A 25,830-nucleotide genomic window follows, 5' to 3' on the forward strand; every position below is an offset into this window, starting at 1 on the left:
ATACCGCTTTAAGTGTTGTAAACCACATCTAGCGGGGGTGCGGCGCCAAATCAACATCGACCAATGTTGCTAAAACACACTATATACAGCAGTTTTAACGATATTGGTCGATATCAGAGCCTAAAAGTTACACGTCGAAACCGCTGATAACGTCAGCCTGGTAGGCAGCAATTGCCTCGCGGATCTCCGGGTGAGTGAAAATATGGCGACGGCCTGCACGAAGCGCATCGACCACCATGTCGCCGACATCGCGAGGCTCAAGAACACGCGACTCTACCTGGAATTCTTCCGTCTGATCGGAATCGGCATCGAAGTCAGGGCGCTGGCGAGAGTTTTCCGTAATGTTGCTGCGCACCATTGCTGGCATCAAGGTTGCGATGCCCACAGTATCGTTGCCTTCTGCCCGCAGCTCCAGGTCGACGGTATCGCCCACCGAGAGGATCGCGGACTTCGAAGCGCCATATGCGGCAGTACCTTGACCAGGCAAAACCGCGGCAACAGAGGCCGTGTTCACGATGAAGCCACCGTTGTCGTTTCCCTTCAGGTATGGCAAGAAGGTCTTCATGCCGTGAATGACGCCACCCAGGTTGATCTCAAGAACCCAGCGGAAGTCTTGCAGGCTCATCGACTCGAAAGTCTCGAGTGGGCCGACGCCAGCGTTGTTCACCACGATGTCCACGTGGCCGCACTCTTCCACAACGGATTTGGCCAGTTCGTCGACGCTGACCGGATCAGAGACATCGACGCGTCGTGCGAGCGCGCCGATCTCTTTCGCGGTTGCCTGGGCGCTTTCCTCGTTCACGTCGGCGATGACAACGGTCGCCCCAGCAGCAATAAGTGCCTCGGCAATGCCGCGGCCGATGCCTGACGCACCGCCGGTGACAACGGCGACACGGTTTTCGAATGTATCAATCTTGACCATTTTGTACTCCTCTAGATAGTGATGTGTTCTTTAAATCTTCTGTCGTAGCTCTCATACCTAAAGGGGACAATCATTACCAGCAAAAACAGCCAATCAAGACTGCCGGTAATGATGCTATGAGAGCCACTCCAAGGTTAATTGAATTTCACGCATCGCGTCGGAGCACTAAAACATTCTTTCGACTAAACGGTCTCAGGAACGGTCTCAGGAGCTGCCTCAGGAGCAGATTCGGAAACAGTCTTCGGAGCCTTGTCCAAAGCCGTAACGAAAAACGAACCGGCAATGGCAACAATCCCGAGGATGCCACCAGCAAGGAAGGCTTCCTGGGTACCCGCAGCCTGCGCGGCCGCCCCAGACATCCCCGCCGCGGATGCACGCGCGGCACCGATGGACATCGCTGCAATCATGATTGCGGTACCGGCCGCGCCACCAAGCTGCTGCAAGGTGTTCATAATCGCGGAGCCGTGTGAGTACAGGTTCATCGGCAACGATGACAACGACACAGTCATCAGCGGTGTCATCACCAATGCCATACCAATATTGAAGATCACGTGTGCGGTCACGATCAGCCACAAGGAGGTGTCATCGGAGATCATGAAGTACAGCCACCACTGCGAGCCCGCCATCAAAATAGCGCCTGGTACCGCCAAGGGCCGAGGACCCACGTTGTCGTAGATACGCCCAATAAATGGGGACACAATTCCCTGGAGCAAACCGCCAGGGAGCAGAAGCAAACCAGTCAGCAGTGGCGTAACCAGCAGGGCGGATTGCAGGTAGATCGGCAACACGTTGACGGTACCCAGCATCATAGCCATCGCACAGAACACCGTGATCACGGAGAAAGTGAAGTTCCGTACCGAAAAGGCCGACATGTCCAGCAGAGCACGTCCGCGCTTGCCCAGCACGATCTGTCGATAGACGAAGATGGCGAGGAAAACAATGCCACCCAGGAACGCAACCATTGGTGCCGAAGAGGTTCCGCTGATGAGCTGGCCAATCGTCGAAAAGCCATAAACAATGCCGCCGAAGGCGAGCGCGGAGAGGATGACCGAGAATACATCGAAGGGAATCGCCGAGTTTTGGCCGACGTTTTGGAGCAGGAAGAAGCCGATAACCAGGCAGATCACGGCAATGGGGACCATCAGCCAGAACAGGTAATGCCAGGTGAAGAAATTCAGAATCAGGCCGGCGATGGTGGGGCCGAGGGCTGGTGCCACCGAGATCACGATGGAGTTGATGCCCATCATGGCGCCACGGCGCTCGGGCGGAACAATAGTCAGTGTGACCGTCATCAGCAATGGTGTCATGATTGCGGTGCCACAGGCCTGAACAACGCGGGCTGCCAGCAGCACGCCGAAGGATGGTGCGAGTGCGCCCATGAGCGAGCCGATAATAAACAGCGCCATGGCCACGAAGTAGATGTGGCGGGTTTTGAAGCGTTGAATCAAGAAACCGGTGGTGGGGATGACGATGGCCATGGTGAGCATGAAGCCGGTGGTCAGCCACTGGACAACATCGGCGGTGACATTGAAGTCCGCCATGATGGAGGACAAGGCGATGGAGAGCGTGGTCTCGTTGAGAATCATCACCATGGTGGAGATGACCAATACCGTCAAAATGGCGCCGACGGAGCGCTGTTTAGTTTCAGCCATTGAAGTGCGTGAGCCTGCCTTTGCTGTGAGATTTACTGTGAGATCTAAGTGAGTAGAAACAACTGAGCCGCCCGGAAGCAGAAGGCTTCGAGCAGCAGAATCAACAAAGTACTAGAATTGGAAAATTTTCATAAGCCAGGACCCCGGATGCTATGTACCCCGAAAGGGGTATTCTCCTGCGAAAACATGCCAAGAAATACGCGTGTACCATGGTTGCCGACATCAGCCCATTCCCTCAGGAGATCCCCGTGCGTTTCCTTAACAACAACGTCCCGCCGTACGAACTGACCTATTCCGATGTGTTCATGGTCCCGAGCCATTCCGAGGTGGGTTCGCGCATGTCCGTCGATCTGGCCACCCAAGACGGAACGGGCACGAACATTCCCCTGATCGTGTCGAATATGACGGCGGTTGCTGGCCGCCGCATGGCCGAGACTGTGGCCCGGCGCGGTGGCATGGCCATCATTCCGCAGGACGTGCCCGCCGAGATCATCGCCGAGACGATTGCCAAGGTCAAAGCCTCGCACACGGTCTATGACACTCCGATCACGGTCAAGCCGCACCACACGCTGGGGTATACCCGCAACCTGATTCACAAGCGTGCCCATGGTGCTGCGGTGGTCGTCGACGGCGAGCGTCCGGTGGGCATCATCACCGACCGCGATATGCGCGGCGCCGACAACTTCAGCCAGGTGCGCGATTTCATGTCGCGGGACCTCATGACGCTTCGCGACGACACCACTCCCCGCGAGGCCTTCACGCTGTTGAGGGAAGCAGGCCGCAAACTTGCCCCGGTTGTCAGCGCGGATGGCTCACTCGTAGGTTTAATGACCCGCGATTCAGCCCTGCGTTCCTCCATCTACTCCCCTGCCTTAGATAGCAATGGGCGCCTCCGCGTCGGTGCCGCGATTGGCATCAACGCTGACATCGAGCGCGAAGTGGAACTGCTGGCTGATGCAGACGTGCTGGTCATCGATACCGCACATGGCCACCAGCAGGGCATGATCGACGCCATCAAGCGGGTGCGCGCCGTGGGCGTGGACGTGCCCGTTGTGGCCGGCAATGTGGTCACAGCAGAGGGCACCCGTGACCTCCTCGAAGCGGGCGCCGACATTATCAAAGTCGGTGTCGGCCCCGGCGCGATGTGCACCACGCGCATGCAAACCGGCGTGGGCCGCCCACAGTTCTCCGCAGTGCTTGAGTGTTCGCAAGCGGCCCGGGAGATGGGCGGTCACGTCTGGGCCGACGGTGGCATCCGTGACCCGCGCGACGTCGCTCTTGCCCTTGCTGCCGGCGCATCGAACACGATGATCGGATCCTGGTTCGCCGGTACCTTTGAGTCGCCGGGCGACCTGCACACAGACTCCGACGGCCGCCTCTACAAGGAATCCTTCGGCATGGCCTCGCGCCGGGCCGTGACCAACCGCAATACGGACACGGAGGCCTTCGAGCGCGCACGTCGCTCGATGTTCGAGGAGGGCATTTCCACCGCCCGGATTTACCTCGGCGACAACGGCGGCGTAGAGCAGCTTATCGACGACATCACCTCCGGCGTGCGTTCCGCCTTCACATACGCGGGTGCGGCAGATATTCCCGCTTTCCAGGACCGTGCCGTAGTCGGTGTCCAGTCTCAGGCTGGATTCGTTGAGGGGATGCCCCGCTCAACCCGCTAGCTCGACTCGCTAGTTACTCATGGTGACGCCGGCTACACTTACGCCTCGTGAATAAAAATCGCGCGTACACGTCAAAGATCCTCTGGGTGCTGGCCGGGGCACAGATCATCGCCGGGCTGGCCCAGGGGGTTTCATTTTCCATGGGCTCGCTGCTGGCCGCCGAGCTCGGTGGCACGGCCTGGGGTGGGGCGGGCGCAACCATTACCACCTTGGGTGGCGCGATTTGGGCGCTCCTTTTGGCTCGTGCTGCCATTAAAGGTGGACGCCGACCAGCGCTGACCTTGGGTATGGTGCTGGCAGTCTTCGGTGCCATCTTGGCTTTTATCGCTGCACACACCGGGGTCCTTGCCGTGCTCTTGGTGGGATTCTTCCTGCTTGGCGGCGCAACTGCGGTGGGTCTGCAAACCAGGTTCGTCGCCTCGGATGTCTCTAACGAAGAAAACCGAGGGCGCAACCTATCGTTGATCATGTGGTCGACAACCATTGGCGCGGTTATTGGCCCGAACCTGTTCGGAGTCACCGAGGCCATCGGCAACGCTCTAGGCTTTGCGCAGTACGCGGGCGCGTATTTCGTTGTCGCAATCTTGCAGGTTCTGGCCATTGTGCTCATTCAGATCGGCTTGAGGCCGGATCCGTTGCAGAATCAAGTACAGACACAAGAAGCAGAAAAACCACAGAAGGTGAAGCTGCACGCACCGACGTGGCTGGCCATCGGCATGATTGCGGTGGCGCACGCATCGATGGTGGCAATCATGGCCATGACACCGGTGCATATGACTGGCCACGGTGCCTCGCTGACCATTGTGGGCATTACTATCAGTGCGCACGTTGCCGGAATGTATGCGCTCTCCCCCATCTTTGGCATCCTTGCCGATAAGTGGGGCCGAGTTCCTACCGTGTTCCTGGGTTTTGGCATGCAGGCGCTGTCGGCCGTGCTTTTGATCGCTTTCCCTACCTCGCAGACCGCGTCAGTTGTGGCACTGATTCTGCTGGGCCTTGGGTGGTCTGCAGCCCTAGTCGGATCCTCTGCCCTACTCGTTGACGTAACCCCTGCAAAGGACCGCGCGTTCGCGCAAGGCCGCAGCGACTTCGTGATGTCACTGGTGGGCGCGGGCGGTGGTGCACTCGCGGGTCCGGTGGTCAGTGCTGCCGGGATGCCCGCTTTGGCCGCAATCGCGCTGGTGTTTTTAGTTGGCGCGACAATAGCAGCGAGCGCGCTGCATCGAAAGATTCAGCGCGCTCAAAATGGTTCTGCTTAGTTATTTGTTTCCGGCTTGACCAGCGGGAACAGCACGGTCTCGCGGATACCCAGGCCGGTCAGGGCCATGAGCAGGCGGTCAAGGCCCATGCCACAACCAGCTGTTGGTGGCATGCCCTGTTCCATGGCCTGGAGGAAGTCCTCGTCAAGCACCATGGCTTCGTCGTCTCCGTCTGCTGCCAAGCGGGCTTGGTCCACGAAGCGCTCGCGCTGGATCACGGGGTCAACCAACTCGGAGTAGCCGGTGGCCAGCTCGAAGCCGCGCACGTAGAGGTCCCACTTCTCGGTCACGCGTGGCTTGGTGCGGTGGTCGCGAGTCAAAGGCGAGGTCTCCACTGGGAAGTCCTTCACAAAAACTGGACCGTAGAGCTGATCTTCACAGAGCAGCTCCCAGATCTCTTCTACTAGCTTGCCATGGCCCCAGCCCTGGCCCTTAGGAACATCTAAGCCGATCACACCTGCAATACCGAGCAGCTCGTCCACGGAAGAGTCCACGGTCACCTCAGGCTGACCCGGGAACTTCTTCTGCAGTGCCTCATTAAGTGAGGTGTACATGTCCAACACAGGCCACTCGCCACCTAGGTCGTACTCAGTGCCATCAGCCAAAGTCACGGTGGTGGAACCGAACACTTCCTGGGCCACGAACTGCACCAACTCGCGCATGGTGCGCGCGCCGTCAGTGTAGTCACCCCAGGCCTGGTAAGTCTCCAGCATGGTGAACTCAGGCGAGTGGGAGGAATCCACGCCCTCGTTGCGAAAGTTGCGGTTGACCTCAAAAACTCGATCGATGCCGCCGACCACGGCGCGCTTGAGGTAGAGCTCAGGCGCAATACGCAGGTACAAATCAATGTCCAGCGAGTTCGAGTGCGTTACGAAAGGACGTGCCGCAGCGCCACCATGCAGGGTTTGGAGCATCGGGGTTTCAATTTCCACGAAGTCCTCGCCTGTGAGGAATTTGCGCAGCGCTGCCACGACCTTCACACGAGTCATCGCGTTCTTGCGTGCGTCCTCGCGCATGATCAGGTCGGTGTAGCGGTGGCGCACGCGCTGTTCTTCGTTCATATCAGCGAAGGCAACGGGGAGCGGACGCAGCGCCTTCGAAGCCATCCGCCACGACTGCGCCTGGATGGAAAGCTCGCCGCGCCTGGAAGCAATCACCCGGCCGGTCACCGACACGAAATCACCAATGTCAGTGTCAGACTTCCAGTTCGCCAGCGATTCCTCGCCGACCTCAGCCAGCGACAGCATGATCTGCAGCTGAGTGCCGTCACCTTCTTGCAAAGTGGCGAAGCACAGCTTGCCCGTGTTGCGTTGGAAGATGATGCGGCCGGCGACTGAGACTACATCATTGGTCTCCTGGCCGGCCTCAAGCTTAGTTTCGCCGTCGCCCTGGCCCTCTTCGACAATCTCGTATTTCTTCCTGATCGCGGAAAGCGAGTGGGTACGCTCTACTACGGCTGGGTACGGATCGTGGCCGTCGTCGATAAGCTTTTCGCGCTTTGAACGGCGAATCTTCTGCTGCTCTGAAAGGTCCTGATTAGTCACAACTCACCAGGGTAGTCGATGAGTGCGACAACTAATTGATCAACCAATCGTTAGGGCTAAACAGCTCGTAGTACACGGCCTTCGGAGCCTTCTCCGCAGGCAGGTTCTCCAGCCCGGCGCGGATCGCCTGCAGGAATTCATTGCCGCCACACAGGTAGACATCGGAGCCCGCCACGTCGAGGGCTGCAACGTCGATAAGTTCGCCGTTGTTACGGTAGGTCGCATTGAGCTCAGCGTTATCTAGCTTTGCGACGATTGCCTCTGCCGCACTCTTCTGAGCGAAGGTCTCCTCCGACTCGTCTGCATGGACAAAGGAGACCTTGCGATCAGAATTCTTGCGTGCCAGGTAGCCCAGCATGCCGACCATCGGGGTCGAGCCGATACCCGAAGACACTAGGGTTGCGGGCGCGTTGGAATCGCGCAGCACCAGGTCACCTGCTGCCAAAGTGGCCTGAATTGTATCGCCGACCTCGACGTTGTCGCGGAGGAAGTTCGAGACTTCACCGTCGGCTTGGACTGCGATGGTGTAGCTGTTCGCGTCCGCCTTCACAATGGAATATTGGCGCAGCTGGCGGGCACCGTCTGGCAGGACCACGCCGACCGAGGTGTACTGGCCGGGCTGTGCCGTGGTAAGTTCGCCTTCGAGAGTGTACTGGGTGACGTTTTCGGAGAGCTGCTGCTTTGCGGTCACTGTGACATCCCGGAAGACGTCGCCTGGTTCCACACCTGCAGAGGCGTAGAGCTCCTCTTCATGAGAGATGAGGACGTCAGCCATTGTCCAGTAGACCTCGGACCAGGCGTTTGCTACTTCTTCGGTCACTGCCTCGCCAAGCACTTCGGCGATGGCCTCCAGAAGGTACTTGTGCACGATTGGGTACTGGTCGCGAACGATGCCCAAGGAAACATGCTTGTGCGCAATGCGATTGAGAAGGCCGACTGGGTCGGGCGCGTTGTCGTCGACAAGCATTGTGGCAAAAGTGGCCACCGATGCTGCGAGCGCCTTTTGCTGTTCGCCGGACTTTTGATTACCGCGGTTGAAAGTGTCGCGGAGGAGTTCGGGGTGAGCCGCAAACATCTTGTTGTAGAACACCGGCGCGATCTCGCCGATCTTTTCACCGACCAGCGGCAGGGTTGCCTTGACGATTTCGTGGCTTTCCTCGGAGAGATGCTGCTTAGTGTTCGGCATCGTTGTTACGTGCATGTGGATGTAGTCCTTTTGAATCTTTCAGTGAGTCCGAATGGATATGTCCTCGACCGTACCTCCAAAAATTTATTTAATACAGTTTTTCCCGTGTTTAATAGTGAGAGAAGTGTTACATCGCTATTCACTGTTCATGCACGTTTCATTTTGATAGGCAAATTTATCTACCTAATCTTCACTTGAATATCACTTAGGTGTCCATGGCTATACATGTGACGCACTTACGCTGTCATCCGTTCGACGATTTTTATTCCCGTTCAAATTTCACAGCGCATTTCTCTGAAAAAAGAGTCAGCGAAGCTGGTGCGACAAGCCGAGGAGACACCATGGCACTTAAGGGCCGTAACCTTTTCACTAATCTTTTCCATTCCAATCGTTCTTCCCTGACCTGCACCTACAAGTGTGGCAACGCATGTTTCGGTGAGTGTGGCAATAAGACTGACAACGAGTACTTCGGCGACATGACCCGCCGTACCGCACTGAAGGCAGGCGGCCTCTCCGTACTGACCGTTGGTGGCGCTTCCCTTCTGGGCACACAGACCGCAGCTGCTCAGTCTTCCCTCTCTTCCGGTTCCTCCCTGCCAGGTTCTTCCTCCGATAAACCTGTCGCTGGTGTCAAGGGCCTCGACTTCGAGAACGTCGCACCAAACACCAACGATGCTGTCACCGTGCCAGCTGGCTACACAACCAACGTGCTGATCGCATGGGGCGACCCCGTGTATAAGGACGCACCTGAGTTCGACATCAACAACCAGACTGCAGCAAAGCAGGAGCAGCAGTTCGGCTTCAACAATGACTTCGCTGGCTTGATCGAGCACCCATCTGATCCAAACCGCATGATCTACATGTGCTCCCACGAGTACACCACCGAGCCACAGATGATCCCGAACTACGATCCCAACAACCCAACCGAGGAGCAGGTCAACATCGGCCTCGCAGCACACGGTCACACCATCCTTGAGGTGTCCAAGGTTGAAGGCTCCGGCGAGCTGAAGCGCGAGTTCGGCCGACTGAACCGTCGCATTACCGCTCAGACCCCATTCAAGCTCGTTGGCCCAGCAGCAGGCACCGACATGCTGAAGACCAACGCTGACCCAGCCGGCACCACCGTTCTGGGCACCCTGAACAACTGTGCTGGTGGCGTTACCCCTTGGGGCACCATGCTCTCGGGCGAAGAGAACATCGACCAGTACTTCACCAACGCTGATGGCCTCACCGGCCGCAACAAGGAGTACGCAGACCGCATCGGCGTTGACGGTTCCGGCCAGTCCCAGCGCGGCTGGGAGCTCTACCACGATCGCTTCGACCTGTCGAAGGAGCCAAACGAAGTCAACCGTTTCGGCTACATCGTCGAAATCGATCCAACCGATCCAGAATCCACCCCGATCAAGCACACCTCCATGGGTCGCTTCAAGCACGAGGCTGGCAACGTCTATGTCACCAAGGATGGCACCGTAGTCTGCTACTCCGGTGATGACGAGCGCTTCGAGTACATCTACAAGTTCGTCTCCTCCGAGAAGATCATCGAGGGCGACAAGGCACACAACATGCAGATCCTCGATTACGGCACCCTCTACGTTGCCACCCTCGAGGGCAACTCCCCTCAGGATGAGATCGACGGCGGCGGCGAGCTCCCAGAAGACGGCGCATTTGACGGCACCGGCGTGTGGCACCCACTGCTGACCGTGACCCGCGACGGCGCTACCTCCCACATCGACGGCTTCACCGCAGAAGAAGTTGCTGTGTACACCCGCCTGGCAGCTGACAAGGCCGGTGCAACCAAGATGGACCGCCCTGAGGACTTCGAGGCAAATCCTAATGACGGCAAGCTCTACGTCGCCCTGACCAACAACTCCTACCGTGGTGCTACCGGCGCAAACGCTTCGAAGAACGAGGAAGACGTTCGCGAGTGGGCTCCAATCAAGGAGAACAAGAACGGCCTGGTCATGGAGATCGAGGACGACCACGCTGGCACCAAGTTCACCTGGAACATCTTCCTGGTTTGTGGCGACCCAGATGAGTCTTACTCCTACTTCGGTGGCTTTGATAAGTCGAAGGTTTCCCCAATCTCTTGCCCAGACAACGTGGCATTCGATTCCTACGGCAACCTGTGGATCTCCACCGACGGCAACGCACTGGGCTCCCACGACGGCCTCTACGCTGTGCCTACCACCGGTCCTAACCGCGGCGAGCTGAAGTGCTTCCTCACCGTTCCTACCGACGCTGAGACCTGTGGCCCAATCGTCGACGACCGTCGCGTGATGGTCAACGTGCAGCACCCAGGCGAGGGCGACACCGCTACCGTTGAGAACCCATCCTCCCACTGGCCTGAAGGTGGCAACTCCAAGCCACGTCCTGCAGTTGCAGTTACATGGAAGACTGACGGCGGCAAGATCGGCTTCTAGGCTGCCGCTTCGCTAGATTTCGCTTTACGACGAATGCCTGCGCTGTAACATTTCCAGCGCAGGCATTTTCGCTATTTCTGTGGCTAGGTCTGGCGCGTTTCATACACCTGGGTCATATGTTCCACTGTCCAGTCGATCAACCCTTGAACTGCGGGCAGTGCGGAACGACCGAGTTCAGTAAGCTCGTACTCCACCCGCGGCGGAACTTCTTTGTATTCTGACCGCGCGACAAGACCATCCGCGACCATGCCGCTCAGGCGCTGCGCCAGCATCTTCTGCGAGATGCCATCGACGGCCTGTTCCAGATCGCCAAAACGCAGCGCTCCATCGGCCAACGAGGCGAGAATTAGGATGGCCCACTTGTCGCCGATGGAGTTCAGCAGCCCGCGACTCGCGCAATCCCTACTAAAGGGATTCCACGCTATATCGGATTCTTCCTCGCTCATGGGCATTACCTTACCTCAGACAAATTTAATACTTTACTTTAGTAAGTATCAAGCATAGAGTGGGTTTTTGTTCGTGTAAAGCAGATTTTAGTATCCAAGGAGAAGCATATGTCCCGCATCAGCATCATCGGAGCCAACGGCATTTTCGGCAGCGCAATGGCTCAGGAAGCCGTCAACCGCGGCCACGAAGTAGCAGGTACCAGCCGCTCGGGCTCTTCAGAGTCCCCAATTGAAGGTGTTGAATACCGCACCCTCGAGCTCACCGACACTGATGCGGTGAAGGAACTGGCAGATGAAAGCGACGTCACGATTATCTCCGTGGCTGGCGGACGCGAGACCGGTGATTACAGCCCCGTCATCAAGGCTCACAAGGACCTCATCGACGCAGCCCCAACTTCACGCATTTTCGTCGTCGGTGGTGCCGGTGGTCTGCAAACCGAGGACGGTACCCTCCTCATCGACACCGGTGCCATTCCCGAGGAGTACGGTGCCGAACCACGCGCGTTCATCGAGGTGTTGCGCGCCTACCAGGGTTCCCCTGAAACCCTCGACTGGACTATGCTCGCACCTTCACCTGACATCGCCCCAGGCGAGAAGGCTAATTCCTATGTGCTCCAAGATGACGTCATTGCGGGTCCTTTTGTCACCACCGGCACTTTCGCAGTAGCAGCACTCGACGAAATCGAGAACCCTGCTCACCGCCGAGCACGCTTCACTGTCGCCGACGGTGAGTAAAAGTTAACTGTCGGCTTCGATATTTTTGAAGCCGACACCCACGGGCACACCCACGTTATCTACAAGGTGCACGCCCCCGAAGTCCACTCCAATGAGCAGGCGGGCATCGCCAAGCTCAGGGGCTGGGCCAAAGTTCAAGTCGCGCAATTCCAAGTACGTCGGTTCTACGCCACCGGCTTCGAGAACACCACGAGCCGTTTCCAGGATCTTCTCCGGGCCAAGTTCAGCCGCATGCGCGCCAGCCGTCAGCGCGGCCGCAACAACAATCGCCTTGTCGCGGTACTCCTCAGGCACCTCGGAATTCCGGTTCGAAATGGCTAGCCCATCGGGCATGCGCACCGTTGGCACACTATGCAGCTGCACGTTGAGTTGCAAGCCGGAAACCGCATGTTGGATCGCTACGAGCGCCTCAAAATCTTTCTCGCCCAGCACCACATCAGTCGCGCCCGATGCAATGGTGGCGGCCAAGACGCGAGCCACGTACTCGTCGATAAGCGAAGGCTCCTCTAAGTGGTCAAGCGTCGTGCGCACCGCAACCCCGTGCGTCGGCAGCGTGCCGTGGAAGACCACGTCGACCTTCTCCTTGGCGAAGTCCTCGGGGACTTCCTCGCCGGAGAACGTGACCATGGTGATCGCGCCGGTGATCGAGCGCGCCGCGCGGATCATCGAGATATGGCCCGCATGCACCGCCGTGCCCAAAGGCACCAACACCACGCGCTTGCTGGTTTTGCGGAACGCGCGGCCGTAGGTCTTAAACATTTCTGGGTCGGTCACCACGGTGGCTTGGCCGGTTTCGAAACTCATGTCACTCCTTGTAATTGAGCTGCGAAATCGCCCACAGCTCGAGGTTATGGTCATCGCGCACTTCCGCGTTTCGGCGCACGACGGAGGCGAACAGGTTCGCCCTTCCAGGATCACTTATCGACGAATGCTGCCGCGCCAATTCCTCAACGTCCGGCAAAAACGGCTCCTCGGGCGCGGCGGGAATCAGCTCTTCGGCAACATCGGGGCTATCCAACACTTCCACGAGCATCTGCTGGGCGTCGTTGTGCATGGAGTTGGCCAGTTGCGCATAAGTCAGGGCTGTCTTCAGCGCCAGGCGCTGCTGGTCGCTGACCATAATGGCGCGACCTCCCATTTCCCCGACGAGTAATTCGACGATGGTTTCGCCAAGTTCATCGGCCGCGGCGGTGGCCCAGACGTGGTCGGTGAGCTGGTGCGCGGCGACGACAACTGCTCCGGACGTCTCCACGGGATCGAGCACCTGAACTCCATGGTCAAGTGCGGTGTGCAGGTAGATCTGACCGCGCCGGGCAAAGGGAGCCGTTTCTTCAACTACCTCTTCGAGCTCGTCGCCCTGCGCCCCGAACACGATAAGGTCGTATTCTGAGGCGTCGGCGGGCTCGATGAATGTCACGCTATGGCCGGCTTCGCGCAGGTAGTGGCTGATACTTGGTGCACCGATAAGCCCCACATTGAGACGGGGTGCACTCACTCCTTGTCAGCTTCCTTCATCCGTGCCATCAGTTCGGCAACGGAAACACCGGTGTCGGTTTCATCGCTGCGACGACGCCTGCGACCCGCATCCTCTTGCTCGTGGGCATGCTGTTCGCGGTCTTCGGCGCGACGACGGCCACGGTAGGACACTTCTTCGGTCTTCTTCACTTGCTTCGTCTCTTGCTTCTCGGCCTTCGCTTCGGGCTTCGCTTCGGCCTTCTTTTCAGGCTTGACCGCTGGGAACTCTTCACGGTGCGGAGCCTCAGGGGCAGCTTCGGTTGCGAAAACCGTTGTGGCAGCCTGCTCCGTTTCCTTCTCCGCTTCCTTGGCAGAATCCTTGGCGGCGTCCTTGGTGGCGTCCTTGGTGGCCTGCTGCGCAGCCTCGCTCTTCCGCTCGCTGATCAGCTGCGACAAAGGATTCGACTCTGGGATCTTTGGCTCCTCGTAGCCACCAACGCGACCTGCCACCGCATCTGCCGAAGGTGCCTTCGACTTGTGCGGTTCTGGCTTTGGCACCTCGGACTCAAGAGGCTCCATTGGCTCAGGGACCACAATTGGGGTTTCCGTGGTGTTTGGAGATGCGTTAGCAGTTTCTTCCGCAGTAGTCTGCAGCTCCATGATTCGCCGTGCCTCGGCACGCAGTGCTGCGGGTTCGTAGCCGAACTCCTGGCCAGAAAGTTCCTCCAGCTTTGCACGAACTACGGCGAGTTCCTCGCGGATTTCTTTAAGCAGCGCCGTGTCTTCATCAGACAGGCCGGTCTGGGTGGTGGCCTGCCCCTGACTTTTTTCCAATGCTTGGCGATCCTTCGCAGCATTGGCTTCCACGGCTTTCAGCTCTGCCTCGTGCGCCTGCTGAGCTGCTTCAAGTTGCAGGGTGGCTTCATTTTTTTCGTTCCGGGAACGATAGACCAGAAAGAAGCCAACGGCAGCTGCCCACAAGGCGGCAATGAGAGCGATCTTCAACCATGCACCGGAGTTGGTGAACAACATAATGATGGTTGCAAGAATCGCCAAACCTACCAGGGCATACAGACCGATCTGCCCACGGTCTGGAGTGCGATTTTGCTCAGTCATAGATTCCACCTTATCCAACTGGTTCACCATCAGCGGGTGGCGACACCTCGCATGCCCGCTCCAAAATTACTCCGCACACACTTAATGCCACTCCGCCCAAAGCACTGGCCAGCACTCCGGGGAAGTCATCCTGCGCCGCAACTAACGTACCTAAGTTAGGAACAATATACGTTCCAATGCCTATATATGCACCACCAACGATGGCTCCCGTCCACGCGCTGGCTTTGCCGATGAGCATAAAATTGGTCACCATCATCGGGTTCAGCTGCGAACGATCCAGGCCAATCAGGCCGTCCTCGCGTCGTTTTTTCACTACATAGGCCAGTGCAAGACACACTGCGGCAAGTACCCACAATGTCACTGAGACCACGGGAGAAATCGCCGAGAACCGACCGTAGAATCCCCAGGTCACAATGGCCAGCGCGGCAGCAGAGAATAAGCCTGCACCGACAAGGCCCGAGATGGGGGTTCTTTTCATCGCTCTTTTAGCCTTATCTGCTCGATTTCTTGCTGATCCAGCTGGTCAAGCCACGTCTGAATACTTTTCCCCTGCAGCGTTGCCTCCGGGTCAGCATCCAGCCACGGCACGAGAACAAACGCGCGTTCATGCGCCCGGGGATGAGGAAGAGTTAGTTCCGGATCGTCGCTGGTAATTTCGGCGCCGGAATCGTCGTGAAGCTGCACGATGTCAACGTCAAGGGTACGCGGCCCCCAGCGAACCTCGCGGACGCGGTGTGCGTCCTCTTCGAGGCCTTGGCAGCGGCGCAGCAATTCCATGGGTTGCTGAGCAACTTCGACAATCAGGATCTGGTTGAGGAAATCGCCTTGTTCCACCCCGCCCCACGGTGGGGTGGAATAGACACCCGACGAACTGACGATCTCGTCGGAGAATTCATAGGCGACGCTTTCGAGGTGTGTCCAGGAATCCTCGAGATTCGACCCAATGGACAAGACGGCACGCATTAGGCATCCCTCAACTTTGCCGGGATGATCGACGGGCCGGACTTCCTTGAGCGGCGCGCGACTACCGCTACGTCGTCGAAGGACAGCGGGATCGGGGCATGTGGCTTGTGCAGGGTGACCTCTACAGAATGCAACTGCTGATAGGTCTGAAGTGCTCTGTCAGCGATCTCGGTTGCTACCGTTTCGATGAGCTTGCGCGGGGTTCCTGCAGCAATATCAAAGGCGAGCTGAGCCAGCTCGGCGTAGTTGATTGTCTTCGACAGGTCGTCGGTTGCTGCGGCTTCTGCGAAATCCACCCAGCAGGTGATGTCGATGGTAAATGTTTGGCCGTGCTCGGTTTCATGCTCAAGCACGCCATGGTGGGCGTAGACCTTCAGTCCCTTGAGCTCAATGCGATCTGCCATTTAAGAAAAGTCCTTTCCCTTTTTCCACGCCGCGGCAACGTCCACCGCGTCACGCGAAACAGCTACCTCGTGGACACGCACACCCCACGCGCCGATCTGCGCGCTGAGTGCGGTCACCGCAGCAGTTGCCGGGTCCGCGTCGATCGGGCCGTGGTCGAGACCACGGGCCGCCCTGATTTCGGTGAGGAATCGCTTGCGGGAAGCACCAACCAAAATGGGAAACTCACCGTCCACGAACTCCGGCAGTGCCTTGAGCAGCGCCCAATTATCTGCCGCACTCTTCGCGAATCCAAGGCCCGGATCGAGCACGATCTGATCGTGTTCGACGCCGGCTGCCAGCGCATTTTCCACCACCCGGTCAAGTGTTGCGTGGACATCGTCGACCACGTCACCGCCATGGTCCGCCACCCCAGCCGCGTCGCCGAACTGCACGGTGCGCCAGTGCATCAAGCAGACAGGAATGGCCGCATCTGCCATCACCTTGTACATGTTTTCGTCGGCAAGCCCACCGGAGACATCGTTTATCATGTCCACCCCGGCCTCGGCCGCAGCCAACGCCGTAGAGGCACGCATCGTGTCCACGCTGGTGCGAATGCCTGCCTGCGAAAGTTCCTTGATCAACGTGGCCGCACGCTTCGCCTCTACCTCAGGTGGCACGCGCGTGGCACCGGGGCGGGTCGATTCTGCGCCCACATCGATCATGTCAGCGCCCAACGCGATCAGCTCATGGGCATGCGCAACGGCGGAATCGAGCTCAATCCACCGACCTCCATCGGAGAACGAGTCCGTGGTGACGTTCACAATTCCCATCACCATGGTGCGCTCAGGCTGCGTTAAATCGCTGACTTTTACCATCGCCTCTACTTCCTGATCAGGCTCAACACTTCGGCGCGCGACGCCGCGCTGGTCTTGAAACCGCCACGCACAGCACTCGTCGTGGTGATCGCCCCCGGCTTGCGGATACCACGCATTGCCATGCAGAGGTGCTCGCACTCAATCACGACGATCACAGATTGAGCAGCAAGCTTATCGACGAGCGCATCTGCGATTTGTGAGGTCAGGCGCTCCTGGACCTGCGGGCGCTTCGCATACAAATCAGCCAAACGGGCCAACTTCGAAAGACCAGTCACCTTGCCATCTTTGCCCGGGATATAGCCGATATGGGCCTTACCGAAAAATGGGACGAGGTGGTGTTCGCACATGGAGTAGATCGGAATGTCGCGCACGAGCACGAGCTCCTGGTGATCTTCCGCGAAAGTCTTCTCCAACACGCTCGTGGGATCTTCGTAGAGCCCCGCGAAGGTCTCCTGGTAGGAGCGAGCAACACGCTCTGGTGTTTCCTGGAGGCCTTCACGGTCGGGGTCTTCGCCGACGGCAATGAGAAGTTCGCGGACTGCCGCTTTGGCGCGGTCGAAATCAAATGAGTTAGGCACGGAAGGTTCCATTACTCTAATCCTTCCTGTGGTTACCGGTTGAATCTGAATCGTTCGAGTCTGAGCCGTCTGAGCCCTTTGAGCCCTTTGGATCTTGCACCCGTGGCATCTGCGTGGTGGCGTCATCTGCTGGGCTTGAATGTTTCTGCTCAGGATGATCAGGGCGCTCATTTTCTGGCAAGCGGAATCCGATCAGCTCTTCTTGCTCATCGGGTTTCTGCTCAGGAGCCTGCGCTTCCTGCGGCGCCTGAGGAGCCTTGCTGTACGGGTTCTTCTCCGTAGCATCGCCCCAACCGTAGTTGGATACGCCAGGGTGCTGGGCTTGCTGCGGATCATCGCCCGAGTCCTGCTGTTCCTGCTGGTCCTGCTTGTTCTGGCCCGGCCATGCACCACCTGGGACCTGCCACCCCTTGGGTGGAGTGGAATCCCCGTAGTAAGGAGTCGTGCGCGCAGAAGAAGCACCTACTGGGGCTGGATCCTTCTTCGACTTCTCCTCGCGTTCCTTCTGCCGCTGTGCACGCACCTTCTGGGAGGCCTCAAGGAGGGAGAACTTCTTTGGTGGTTCCTCGCCACGTTCTTCAGCCAGCTCGACCGGAGTTTTCACTGGTTCGCGGTCATCTTGGCGTGGGAAGCGGTAGTCCACGATGTCAAGACCAGAGTCCTCTTGTGGCATATCGCCGAAGATGGCTTCCAGGTCAGGTCGTCGTAAAGTTTCTTTCTCAAGCAGTTTCTCTGCAAGCTTGTCCAGGTAGTCGCGGTTGGCACGCAAGATCTCATAGGAGCGCTTGTGTGCTGCATCGAGGAGGTCGTGGACCTCTTTATCAATGGTTTCCGCGATTTGTGGGGAGTAATCCAGTGATCCCCCACCGCCACGGCCGGAGAATGGATCGCCGTCCTCGGTGCCGTACTTCACGGTGCCCAGCTTGGAGCTCATGCCGTACTCGGTCACCATGGCGCGGGCAATCTTGGTTGCCTGCTCGATGTCCGAGGACGCACCAGTGGTGGGCTCACCGAAAACGAGTTCCTCAGCTGCGCGACCTCCCATGGCGAAGACCAGGCGAGCGTAGAGCTCGTCGCGGTTGTACATGCCCTTGTCGTCTTCTTGAGCCGTCATTGCGTGTCCGCCGGTGCGACCGCGTGCCAAGATGGTCACCTTGTACACCCGGTCGATGTCCTTGAGCGCCCACGCCGACAGAGTGTGTCCGCCCTCGTGGTATGCGGTGACCTTCTTTTCCTTCTCGGAAATGATCTTGCTCGAGCGACGTGGACCACCGATAACGCGGTCGGTAGCTTCCTCGAGTGCGTCAGCGGTAATCACATTGCCGCCGATACGCGCGGTCAAAAGAGCTGCCTCGTTGAGCACGTTGGCCAGGTCCGCACCGCTCATGCCGGCGGTCCGCTTTGCCAACGAATCCAAGTCGGCGTCAGGGCCGAGAGGCTTACCTTCGGCATGCACCTTCAGAATCTGCTCGCGGCCCTTCAGATCAGGGTTGGTCACAGGAATCTGGCGGTCGAAGCGGCCTGGACGAAGCAGCGCTGGGTCCAAAATGTCCGGGCGGTTTGTCGCCGCGATGAGAATGACTCCCTCGCGGTCGCCGAAGCCGTCCATTTCCACCAGTAACTGGTTCAGCGTCTGCTCGCGCTCGTCGTGTCCGCCACCCGTGCCGGAGCCGCGCTGGCGACCCACGGCATCAATCTCATCGATGAAGATGATGCACGGCGAATTCTCACGGGCCTGCTTGAACAGGTCACGCACGCGGGATGCACCCACGCCGACGAACATCTCAACAAAATCCGAGCCCGAGATGGAATAGAACGGCACACCGGCCTCACCTGCAACAGCACGGGCAAGCAGCGTTTTACCGGTTCCGGGAGGGCCGTAGAGAAGGACACCACGTGGAATCTTCGCGCCCAACTTCTCGTAGACGGAAGGATCCTGGAGGAAGTCCTTGATTTCCTGGAGTTCATCTACTGCCTCATCAGCACCCGCAACGTCGGCGAAGGTGTTCGTCGGCATGTCCTTGTTCAGCTCTTTCGCCTTGGACCCGCCGATACCGAACATGCCGCCGCCGGATTGCATGCGATACATGAAGTAGAAGAGCAGACCGAAGATCAAGACCATCGGCAGCATGAAGGACAACATCGACATCAGGAACGAGTCCTGGGTGACGTTTGTCGTGTACTTTTCTGTATCGCTGGCCTGGACGGCATCAAAAATTTGCGGTGCCGTACGAGCCGGGTATTGCGTCATAATCTCGGTGACGCCCTCGCGCTGATCAACCGTGATGGGCTCTTTGAGCTCCAAGCGCAAGCGCTGTTCACGGTCGTCGATCTGAGCAACCGAGACGTTATTGTCCTGCAGCTGCTGCACAGCAATCGAGGTGTCCACGCTTTGGTAGTTGCGTGTTTGATCACCGAAAAGGGTAAAGAGGTACAAGACGATCAGCACTACTGCTGCTATCGCGCCGTACCGCAGAACTCTGTTGTTTTTCATCTATTACTTTCACTTAACGTGAGTTGTTCTCCCCGGGATGGAGCCCCGGGGAGGGGTTTATGGGGAATCTACGCCATGTTCTTCAACGGACACAACCGAAAGTTGGTTCCGGGCCACAGCAAGATCCTAGGAAACTTGTCCCGAATACACACGAGGATGCAGCAAGCCCACAAAAGGCAGATCGCGGTAGCGTTCCGCGTAATCAAGGCCGTAGCCAACAACAAATTCGTTCGGGATATCAAAGCCGACTGCCATCAGATCCACATCCGCGGTCTGGATCTCCGGCTTACGCAGCAAGGTGATCGCGCGCAGCGACTTCGGGTTACGGCCCTTAAGGTTCTTCATCAGCCACGACAAGGTCAGGCCCGAGTCAATGATGTCCTCAACGATCAACACATCGCGGTTCTCAATTTCCTTGTCCAGGTCCTTGAGAATGCGCACCACACCAGACGAGGTGGTGGAGTTGCCGTATGAGGACACCGCCATGAATTCCATCTCCGATGGGATGGACAGTGCGCGGGAGAAATCGGTCAGCAACAGCGCCGCACCCTTAAGCACGCAGACCAAAATGAGATCTTCTTCCGCGTCCTTGTACTCTTCGCTGACAATATCTGCCAGTTCTTTGATGCGTTTTTTCAAGGCTTCTTCAGAAACCAGCACTGCTTCTACATCGTCCCCATAGCGAGTATCGGGAACGTTGTAATCTCTGTGATCGTACAGCTCAGTTGGCACGGCCATCGTCATTTAATCTCTTTCTGCTCATGAACCCCAAGTGCAATATGGCTATTGTAGTCATTCGCGGTAGTCAGATGACAGAGGAGTTCGCGCTACTGGTTTAGGTAGTCGCGTGCGATGACCGCGGGCTCGGCCTTTTCATCGCCCACGTTGCGCAAGTTCATGGCCACCAGGTCCCCGGTAGTCAGCTGCGCGTTGAGAGTATTCAGTGCATCAATCGCTTCCTGCGGAACCGCATCTGCCCGGTAAATAGGCAGCACGTTTTGTGGCAACACCATGTTCTGTGGGTCCTCGAGGGTCACTAGGTCAACCTCTTTGCCATCGGAATCAAGGTGTGGCGAGGTGGTGTAAATATCGGCCACATTCGCTTCTCCCGACAACAGCGCAGCAACGGTCAATGGCCCTCCACTATCAGAGATCGAGTTCATGGAGATCTTGTCTGCAGGCACGTTGTAGATCTTGGTGAATCCCTCCGGGCCATAGGGGCGCTGCGCCAATTCGGGATTGCCCGCGAGCACGACCTGATCCAGTTTGGACAAATCCCCAATAGTGCTCAAACCAAACTCGGTTGCAGTTTGGGCAGTCACCACAAACGAGTCCTTAGATTCCGCCTGAGCAATGCTACCTGCAGAAAGGTCCTCGGGGAGCACCTGTTGGACAGCAGCGTAAACGGCATCCGAGTCAGCCCCAGATTCAACTTCCGCGCCGTAGAATTGCGCCAAGTTGCCCGTGTATTCAGGCACAATGTTGATCTCGCCGCTTTCCAAAGCAGAAAGGTACACCTCGCGCGAACCAATCCCAGAGGTGACTTCCACGTCGTAGCCATTGGCGCGCAGTTGCTCGGCCCAGATCTGACCAATGATCTCGGATTCAGGGAAGTTCGCCGTACCGATCTTGATGGTTGGCCCCGTGCCACTCCCCTCGGACTGCTGGGTAGCCAAGGGGTCGGAGTTAGAGCATGAGGCAAGGCCGAAGGCAGCGGCAGCAGCAGCGAGCGTGACGACGATTTTTCGCGCAAAACTCAAGTTGGTCATGTCGGATTCAGTCCTTTCGGGGCCGCCCACTTCTGGCAGGCAGCGAGTATTAAATCAATGACAAGCGCAAGCACAGCCACCAGCACAGCTCCGACCAGCATCTGTGGGTAATCCCGCAGTGCCAAACCATCGATGAGATAGCGACCTAACCCGGATAATCCAATGTATGCGACAATCGTCGCCGTTGCGAGCACTTGGACAGTTGCCGATCGAATTCCCCCAATAATTGTTGGTGCTGCTAGTGGCACTTCCACTTGCGCAATGATTTCTCTCTCGGAGTAGCCGGTGGCGCGTGCGGAGTCGACCACCTCGCGTGGGATAGCCGCGATTCCCGATACAGTCGCGGCCAGCATTGGTGGTGCCGCCAACACGACGAGAACGATGGTCGCCGGGATGATCGGCATGCGAATTCCAATGCTCATCTCCAAGGTCAACCAGGTCAAAAGCCCCAGCGAAGGCAGTGCTCGCAACGCTCCCGCGGCGGCAACGACGGCGTTCGCCCCGCGCCCTGTGTGCCCGATGAGCAGTCCTAAAGGCAGCGCTATGGCCGCAGAAATAATAACTGCAATCGCCGTATATTCCAGGTGGTCGAGCATGCGGGTACCAATGCCGGTTGGCCCGGCCCAGTTCTCGGCGGTGAAAATGAAGGAAAGGGCTTCGATTAAGAAGTTCATCGGCGCACCTTCCGCCTAGTCCCACTCCTAGTCCCTCTTCTAGTCCAGGGCATCAGCGCTTTACCCGTGACCACCAGCACCAAATCGCAAATAATGGCCAGCACCACGGTACCGATCAGCCCGGCCATGATCTGCGTGGGAAAATTGCGCTGAAAACCTTCGGTAAAAAGTGTGCCCAAGGATTGCACCCCAATCAACGAGCCCACCGACACCAGCGAAATCGTCGACGCCGTCACCACACGCAACCCCGAAAGAATCACCGGTCCTGCCAACGGAAAATCAACGCTAAGTACCCGACGCACCGTGGAATAGCCCATCGCCATGGCCGATTGCCGCACGTCAAGGGGCACAGTATCAAAAGCGTCCGTGGTCGATCGGACCTGCAGCGCCAACCCATAGAGCGTCATCGCCACCACCACGTTAACTGGCGAAAGCATCGAAGTACCCAACACCAGGGGCAAAATAATGAACAGTGCCAGCGAGGGAATCACGTATAACGCGCTGGTCAGGGCAACAATCACGTCGCGTAGGCGCTGGTAATGGTGCGCCGCCCAGCCAATGGGTAAGGCTAGCAGGAAGGCTGCCAGCACCGCCGGCACTGTCAACATCAAGTGATCTACGGCAAGGCCTGCGATGCGCGGAAAGTTCTCCCAAATCCAGCCCCACCTCATTGCGCAGGTCCCGCCTCCGCGATGCCCACCACTTTCCCGTTGGGGTCCACCACCACGTCGTGTCCACCGCGAGTTTCTGTGTGCAGGTGCCGCGCATCCAGCCCCACAAAGTGCCGCACCTGCTCATTAGCAGGCGAAGTAATAAAGTCCTCAGCCGTGCCCGCTTGCTCGATGTGGCCGCGCTCCCCGAGAAGGACGATGTCGTCGCCAAGCAAAAAAGCCTCATCGATGTCATGGGTAACCATGACTATGGTCTTGCCCATCGTGGCCTGCAGCTCCAGGATTTCTTGCTGCAGCTCGCGGCGCACCACCGGGTCGACCGCGCCGAAGGGCTCGTCCATGAGCACGATATTGGGATCGGCGACCAGCCCGCGCGCCACGCCCACGCGCTGCGCCTGGCCCCCGGAGAGCTCCGCGGGATAGCGCCCGAAGAGGCTGGAATCTAAATGCACGCGCTCCAGCCACTCGCCCGCGACCTGACGCGCAGCGGTTTTGGAAGCGCCATTGAGTTTCGCCACGGCCGCAACGTTCTCCAGCGCCGTCTTATGCGGCAGCAGCCCGGAATTCTGCATGACATAACCGATTGAGCGCCGCAGCCGCACGGGGTCTTTGCCCGCAATGTCTTCCCCATCGATGAGCACGGCACCACTCGACGGCTCAACCATCCGGTTCACCATCCGCAATAGCGTGGTTTTGCCACAACCCGACGGCCCCACGATCACCGTCGTCGATGCTGTTCGCGCTGTGTAGCTAAACCCCTCGACCGCGGGCGTGGCCATTCCGGGGTAGGCGGCTGAGACATCGTTGTACTCAATCATGATTCCCCCAGCGTAGCTTCGAAGCGCGCAGCCGACCATCAATTCTTCGCACCTGCAGCCCGCCGCCCACGTGCACAGGCCCCTGACCGTGCCATTCGGTGCACAGAGCAAGGACATCGCTTATCGACGATTGACTGGCTCCCGCCCCAAGATCATTTAGCCAGCGTGCCACCTTGCGAGTGCGCAGCGCCGGCGGGTCCGCGGCTAGCTCGGCGCAGTCTGTGGTGACTTCCAGGTTGTCCTCTATATAGGCGTTATCTTCTGCGATTCGATTGGCCGTGGTAGCTAGGGCCCCGGTGGCATCGCCTCCGAGGATCTCGCTCAAAAGCGGGATGACTTCGTTGCGCACACGCACTCGTCGAAAAGCGGAATCTGTATTCATGGGATCGTGCCACACCTGCAATCCCAGCTCCGCGCAGGCGCCCACGGTGTCGGCGCGCCGGACGCCAAGCAGGGGGCGCACAAGGGTGCCCGAACGCGCACTCATGCCGGAGGGGTTCCCGCGAAGGGCACCCAGGATCAGGGTCTCGGCTTGGTCATCGGCGGTGTGGGCAACCCACACGTCGCGCGCGCCTGCGGCCTTGTGCAGAGCTGCGTAGCGAGCCTCCCGCGCCGCGGCCTCGAGGTTATCTCCTGTGACTTTGACAGGCACAACAGTTGCTTTTATGCCCAGGTTACGGGCTTGTTCGGCGGCTTTTTCGGCCACCTTTCGGGAGCCCTCCTGAAGGCCGTGATCCACAACAACGGCCTCGACATCCTTGCCCTCTGCTGCTGCGGCCGCCACCAAGCTAAGCGAATCCGCCCCGCCCGACAGGCCGATCACGGCCGGGCCTTCAAACGGGCGCACCGCCACACGCAGCCGCATAAAATGCGGGGAATGCCTGGGCCAGAAGGGGCGCATTAGAAGTCTCGCAGCGACGATGCCATTTCGTCCATCGCCCGGCGCGCCGGTTCGATCTCTACCCCGTTGGATAAAAATGCGAAGGTGTACACGTTGCCCACATCGCTGGTAACCGTTCCGACCAGCGCGTTTACGCCGGTCAGAGTGCCGGTTTTCGCGCGCACCCAGCCCTTGCCTTCGAGGTCGCCGTAGCGAGTAGTCAACGTTCCTTCGCCGCCTGCGACCGGAAGTGTGGTCACGAGAGGGCGCAGTTGTTCGTCGGAGGTGGCGCGGAGCATGATCTCGTTGAGAAGCGCTGGCGTGATCAGGTTGTGCTCGGACAGCCCCGAGTTATCTGCGAGGGTGACACCGGTGAGATCGAAGCCATTTTGGGTGAGCACATCGATGGTGGCCTGCGGGGCTTGCGTACCGGTGGCCGTTGCCACTTCGCGGCCGATGGCCTCGGCCATGACGTTGTCGGAGTTCTTCATGGTGGTCCGGAGGCGTTCGATCAAGGTGTCGGACTCAACGCTGGCGATCGTCTCGGTGCCTGCGGGGGCAACCGCATAATCCACGGTCTGCGCGCCCACTTTGTCGGCCACTGCTTGGGCAACATCGAGGGCCGGGGTGTGCGAGCGAGGCACGTCGCCCTCGGTTGCACCGATGCGACCAGCGTGAATCATTGCGGGTTCAAGTGGAGCGACATAGCCACTATCAACGTTGTCGGATGCCCAACCCGGCATCAATTTCTCCTGGCCGTCCCAGATAGAGGTGTCAATGAACACGGCATCGGCCTGACCGATCTGGGCGGCCAGTTCGTCGATACGCGCGGAGTCCATCCACACGTCACCGGCGGCTTTGATCACCACTTCACCCGGATTTGCACCTGCCACCACCTCGGAGGTGATGGTGTCGGAGGGGTTTAGCGTTAACAATGCGGCGGCGGCGGTAAGCACCTTCGTGGAGCTGGCCGGGGTCAGTGCTTGGTCCGATTGGGAATCAAAAACGGTCTCGCCAGTAAAGGCATCGGAGACCTTGGCATGGAACACACCCAGGTCTGTATTGGCCGCATGCTCCTGCAACGTCGCAGCCAGCGCCTGCTTATCCACCGGATCTGGGGACGCCGGAACCAACACCGACTCGGCCTCCGGCAACGCATACGCCGGGGCAACCTCCAACTGGGAGACCTGATCATGAACGTAGTAGCCAATGCCAGCGACCCCGCCGACAACACCGAGGGCCACCACGGTTCCCACTACACCTGCAATTTTCTTGCCACTCATCAGCAACCACAGTAGTCCACGGTAAGGTAGATG

At 58.6% G+C, this 25,830-nt stretch carries 25 protein-coding genes; 4 read left to right on the top strand and 21 right to left on the bottom strand.

The window, feature by feature from the left end:
• Positions 1–127: 127 nt before the first annotated feature.
• Both ACXZ66_RS12010 and ACXZ66_RS12015 read right to left on the bottom strand, forming a co-directional pair.
• On the bottom strand, positions 128–922 hold the full coding sequence (locus ACXZ66_RS12010) for an SDR family oxidoreductase (protein WP_458749036.1): 795 nt from the start codon (positions 920–922) through the stop codon (positions 128–130).
• Positions 923–1,104: 182 nt separating this feature from the next.
• Positions 1,105–2,574, bottom strand: coding sequence for an MDR family MFS transporter (locus tag ACXZ66_RS12015; RefSeq protein WP_458749038.1), 1,470 nt, complete (start codon positions 2,572–2,574; stop codon positions 1,105–1,107).
• Between the two features lie 248 nt (positions 2,575–2,822).
• Between ACXZ66_RS12015 and ACXZ66_RS12020 the strand changes: the two genes are divergently transcribed.
• Complete coding sequence (locus ACXZ66_RS12020) at positions 2,823–4,247, top strand: GuaB1 family IMP dehydrogenase-related protein (RefSeq protein ID WP_458751384.1); 1,425 nt, start codon at positions 2,823–2,825, stop codon at positions 4,245–4,247.
• Positions 4,248–4,294: 47 nt separating this feature from the next.
• A complete protein-coding gene (locus tag ACXZ66_RS12025; protein WP_458749040.1) occupies positions 4,295–5,506 on the top strand; it encodes an MFS transporter in 1,212 nt (403 codons plus the stop codon).
• Here ACXZ66_RS12025 and lysS read toward each other — a convergent pair.
• Both lysS and ACXZ66_RS12035 read right to left on the bottom strand, forming a co-directional pair.
• Positions 5,503–7,050, bottom strand: coding sequence for a lysine--tRNA ligase (gene lysS / locus ACXZ66_RS12030; RefSeq protein ID WP_458749041.1), 1,548 nt, complete (start codon positions 7,048–7,050; stop codon positions 5,503–5,505). The two genes, ACXZ66_RS12025 and lysS, sit on opposite strands and share 4 nt — an antisense overlap.
• A gap of 31 nt (positions 7,051–7,081) precedes the next feature.
• Positions 7,082–8,251, bottom strand: a complete 1,170-nt coding sequence (locus tag ACXZ66_RS12035; protein ID WP_458749042.1) for a globin domain-containing protein — start codon at positions 8,249–8,251, stop codon at positions 7,082–7,084.
• Between the two features lie 326 nt (positions 8,252–8,577).
• On the opposite strand from ACXZ66_RS12035, the gene ACXZ66_RS12040 reads away from it, so the two are divergent.
• Entirely contained in the window at positions 8,578–10,656 is a 2,079-nt protein-coding gene (locus ACXZ66_RS12040) for a PhoX family protein (protein ID WP_458749044.1), read from the top strand.
• Positions 10,657–10,739: 83 nt separating this feature from the next.
• On the opposite strand, the gene ACXZ66_RS12045 is transcribed toward ACXZ66_RS12040, so the two are convergent.
• Positions 10,740–11,102 carry a winged helix-turn-helix transcriptional regulator gene (locus ACXZ66_RS12045; protein ID WP_458749046.1) on the bottom strand — a complete coding sequence of 121 codons (363 nt, stop codon included), beginning with the start codon at positions 11,100–11,102 and terminating at the stop codon, positions 10,740–10,742.
• A gap of 108 nt (positions 11,103–11,210) precedes the next feature.
• Between ACXZ66_RS12045 and ACXZ66_RS12050 the strand changes: the two genes are divergently transcribed.
• A complete protein-coding gene (locus ACXZ66_RS12050) occupies positions 11,211–11,837 on the top strand; it encodes an NAD(P)-dependent oxidoreductase (RefSeq protein ID WP_458749048.1) in 627 nt (208 codons plus the stop codon).
• Between the two features lie 3 nt (positions 11,838–11,840).
• On the opposite strand, the gene ACXZ66_RS12055 is transcribed toward ACXZ66_RS12050, so the two are convergent.
• The 16 genes from ACXZ66_RS12055 to dacB form a co-directional block, all read right to left on the bottom strand.
• Complete coding sequence (locus tag ACXZ66_RS12055; RefSeq protein ID WP_458749049.1) at positions 11,841–12,641, bottom strand: pantoate--beta-alanine ligase; 801 nt, start codon at positions 12,639–12,641, stop codon at positions 11,841–11,843.
• A gap of 1 nt (position 12,642) precedes the next feature.
• Complete coding sequence (locus ACXZ66_RS12060; RefSeq protein WP_458749051.1) at positions 12,643–13,332, bottom strand: 6PGD fold domain-containing protein; 690 nt, start codon at positions 13,330–13,332, stop codon at positions 12,643–12,645.
• The gene (locus tag ACXZ66_RS12065; protein ID WP_458749052.1) at positions 13,329–14,408 is read right to left on the bottom strand and encodes a DUF6779 domain-containing protein; all 1,080 of its coding nucleotides are present in this window, start codon (positions 14,406–14,408) and stop codon (positions 13,329–13,331) included. Before ACXZ66_RS12065 ends, ACXZ66_RS12060 begins: the two co-directional genes overlap by 4 nt.
• A gap of 10 nt (positions 14,409–14,418) precedes the next feature.
• Positions 14,419–14,886 carry a DUF3180 domain-containing protein gene (locus ACXZ66_RS12070; protein WP_458749054.1) on the bottom strand — a complete coding sequence of 156 codons (468 nt, stop codon included), beginning with the start codon at positions 14,884–14,886 and terminating at the stop codon, positions 14,419–14,421.
• A complete protein-coding gene (gene folK, locus ACXZ66_RS12075) occupies positions 14,883–15,371 on the bottom strand; it encodes a 2-amino-4-hydroxy-6-hydroxymethyldihydropteridine diphosphokinase (RefSeq protein WP_458749056.1) in 489 nt (162 codons plus the stop codon). Before folK ends, ACXZ66_RS12070 begins: the two co-directional genes overlap by 4 nt.
• Positions 15,371–15,775, bottom strand: a complete 405-nt coding sequence (gene folB, locus ACXZ66_RS12080; RefSeq protein ID WP_458749058.1) for a dihydroneopterin aldolase — start codon at positions 15,773–15,775, stop codon at positions 15,371–15,373. Before folB ends, folK begins: the two co-directional genes overlap by 1 nt.
• Positions 15,776–16,630 (bottom strand): dihydropteroate synthase, encoded by an 855-nt coding sequence (gene folP, locus ACXZ66_RS12085; RefSeq protein ID WP_458749059.1) that lies wholly within the window; start codon positions 16,628–16,630, stop codon positions 15,776–15,778.
• A gap of 5 nt (positions 16,631–16,635) precedes the next feature.
• Positions 16,636–17,220, bottom strand: a complete 585-nt coding sequence (folE, locus tag ACXZ66_RS12090) for a GTP cyclohydrolase I FolE (RefSeq protein WP_458749061.1) — start codon at positions 17,218–17,220, stop codon at positions 16,636–16,638.
• A gap of 4 nt (positions 17,221–17,224) precedes the next feature.
• The gene (ftsH, locus tag ACXZ66_RS12095; protein WP_458749062.1) at positions 17,225–19,702 is read right to left on the bottom strand and encodes an ATP-dependent zinc metalloprotease FtsH; all 2,478 of its coding nucleotides are present in this window, start codon (positions 19,700–19,702) and stop codon (positions 17,225–17,227) included.
• A gap of 126 nt (positions 19,703–19,828) precedes the next feature.
• Positions 19,829–20,440 carry a hypoxanthine phosphoribosyltransferase gene (gene hpt, locus ACXZ66_RS12100; protein WP_458749063.1) on the bottom strand — a complete coding sequence of 204 codons (612 nt, stop codon included), beginning with the start codon at positions 20,438–20,440 and terminating at the stop codon, positions 19,829–19,831.
• Positions 20,441–20,529: 89 nt separating this feature from the next.
• Positions 20,530–21,471, bottom strand: a complete 942-nt coding sequence (locus tag ACXZ66_RS12105) for an ABC transporter substrate-binding protein (protein WP_458749064.1) — start codon at positions 21,469–21,471, stop codon at positions 20,530–20,532.
• Entirely contained in the window at positions 21,468–22,145 is a 678-nt protein-coding gene (locus ACXZ66_RS12110) for an ABC transporter permease (RefSeq protein WP_458749066.1), read from the bottom strand. The genes ACXZ66_RS12105 and ACXZ66_RS12110 overlap by 4 nt, the downstream gene beginning before the upstream one ends.
• Positions 22,142–22,816, bottom strand: coding sequence for an ABC transporter permease (locus tag ACXZ66_RS12115; RefSeq protein ID WP_458749068.1), 675 nt, complete (start codon positions 22,814–22,816; stop codon positions 22,142–22,144). The genes ACXZ66_RS12110 and ACXZ66_RS12115 overlap by 4 nt, the downstream gene beginning before the upstream one ends.
• A complete protein-coding gene (locus ACXZ66_RS12120; RefSeq protein WP_458749069.1) occupies positions 22,813–23,634 on the bottom strand; it encodes an ABC transporter ATP-binding protein in 822 nt (273 codons plus the stop codon). Before ACXZ66_RS12120 ends, ACXZ66_RS12115 begins: the two co-directional genes overlap by 4 nt.
• Complete coding sequence (gene tilS, locus ACXZ66_RS12125; RefSeq protein ID WP_458749071.1) at positions 23,627–24,535, bottom strand: tRNA lysidine(34) synthetase TilS; 909 nt, start codon at positions 24,533–24,535, stop codon at positions 23,627–23,629. Before tilS ends, ACXZ66_RS12120 begins: the two co-directional genes overlap by 8 nt.
• The gene (gene dacB, locus ACXZ66_RS12130) at positions 24,535–25,797 is read right to left on the bottom strand and encodes a D-alanyl-D-alanine carboxypeptidase/D-alanyl-D-alanine endopeptidase (protein WP_458749073.1); all 1,263 of its coding nucleotides are present in this window, start codon (positions 25,795–25,797) and stop codon (positions 24,535–24,537) included. Before dacB ends, tilS begins: the two co-directional genes overlap by 1 nt.
• Between the last annotated feature and the right edge of the window lie 33 nt (positions 25,798–25,830).

This window comes from Corynebacterium sp. S7, assembly GCF_054401105.1.

Coding starts and splice junctions, on each gene's coding strand:
- ACXZ66_RS12010 (WP_458749036.1), bottom strand. CDS start 922: ATGGTCAAGATTGATACATTCGAAAACCGTGTCGCCGTTGTCACCGGC.
- ACXZ66_RS12015 (WP_458749038.1), bottom strand. CDS start 2,574: ATGGCTGAAACTAAACAGCGCTCCGTCGGCGCCATTTTGACGGTATTG.
- ACXZ66_RS12035 (WP_458749042.1), bottom strand. CDS start 8,251: ATGCACGTAACAACGATGCCGAACACTAAGCAGCATCTCTCCGAGGAA.
- ACXZ66_RS12040 (WP_458749044.1), top strand. CDS start 8,578: ATGGCACTTAAGGGCCGTAACCTTTTCACTAATCTTTTCCATTCCAAT.
- ACXZ66_RS12045 (WP_458749046.1), bottom strand. CDS start 11,102: ATGAGCGAGGAAGAATCCGATATAGCGTGGAATCCCTTTAGTAGGGAT.
- ACXZ66_RS12050 (WP_458749048.1), top strand. CDS start 11,211: ATGTCCCGCATCAGCATCATCGGAGCCAACGGCATTTTCGGCAGCGCA.
- ACXZ66_RS12055 (WP_458749049.1), bottom strand. CDS start 12,641: ATGAGTTTCGAAACCGGCCAAGCCACCGTGGTGACCGACCCAGAAATG.
- ACXZ66_RS12065 (WP_458749052.1), bottom strand. CDS start 14,408: ATGACTGAGCAAAATCGCACTCCAGACCGTGGGCAGATCGGTCTGTAT.
- ACXZ66_RS12070 (WP_458749054.1), bottom strand. CDS start 14,886: ATGAAAAGAACCCCCATCTCGGGCCTTGTCGGTGCAGGCTTATTCTCT.
- folK (WP_458749056.1), bottom strand. CDS start 15,371: ATGCGTGCCGTCTTGTCCATTGGGTCGAATCTCGAGGATTCCTGGACA.
- folB (WP_458749058.1), bottom strand. CDS start 15,775: ATGGCAGATCGCATTGAGCTCAAGGGACTGAAGGTCTACGCCCACCAT.
- folP (WP_458749059.1), bottom strand. CDS start 16,630: ATGGTAAAAGTCAGCGATTTAACGCAGCCTGAGCGCACCATGGTGATG.
- folE (WP_458749061.1), bottom strand. CDS start 17,220: ATGGAACCTTCCGTGCCTAACTCATTTGATTTCGACCGCGCCAAAGCG.
- ftsH (WP_458749062.1), bottom strand. CDS start 19,702: ATGAAAAACAACAGAGTTCTGCGGTACGGCGCGATAGCAGCAGTAGTG.
- hpt (WP_458749063.1), bottom strand. CDS start 20,440: ATGGCCGTGCCAACTGAGCTGTACGATCACAGAGATTACAACGTTCCC.
- ACXZ66_RS12105 (WP_458749064.1), bottom strand. CDS start 21,471: ATGACCAACTTGAGTTTTGCGCGAAAAATCGTCGTCACGCTCGCTGCT.
- ACXZ66_RS12110 (WP_458749066.1), bottom strand. CDS start 22,145: ATGAACTTCTTAATCGAAGCCCTTTCCTTCATTTTCACCGCCGAGAAC.
- ACXZ66_RS12115 (WP_458749068.1), bottom strand. CDS start 22,816: ATGAGGTGGGGCTGGATTTGGGAGAACTTTCCGCGCATCGCAGGCCTT.
- ACXZ66_RS12120 (WP_458749069.1), bottom strand. CDS start 23,634: ATGATTGAGTACAACGATGTCTCAGCCGCCTACCCCGGAATGGCCACG.
- tilS (WP_458749071.1), bottom strand. CDS start 24,535: ATGCGCCCCTTCTGGCCCAGGCATTCCCCGCATTTTATGCGGCTGCGT.
- dacB (WP_458749073.1), bottom strand. CDS start 25,797: ATGAGTGGCAAGAAAATTGCAGGTGTAGTGGGAACCGTGGTGGCCCTC.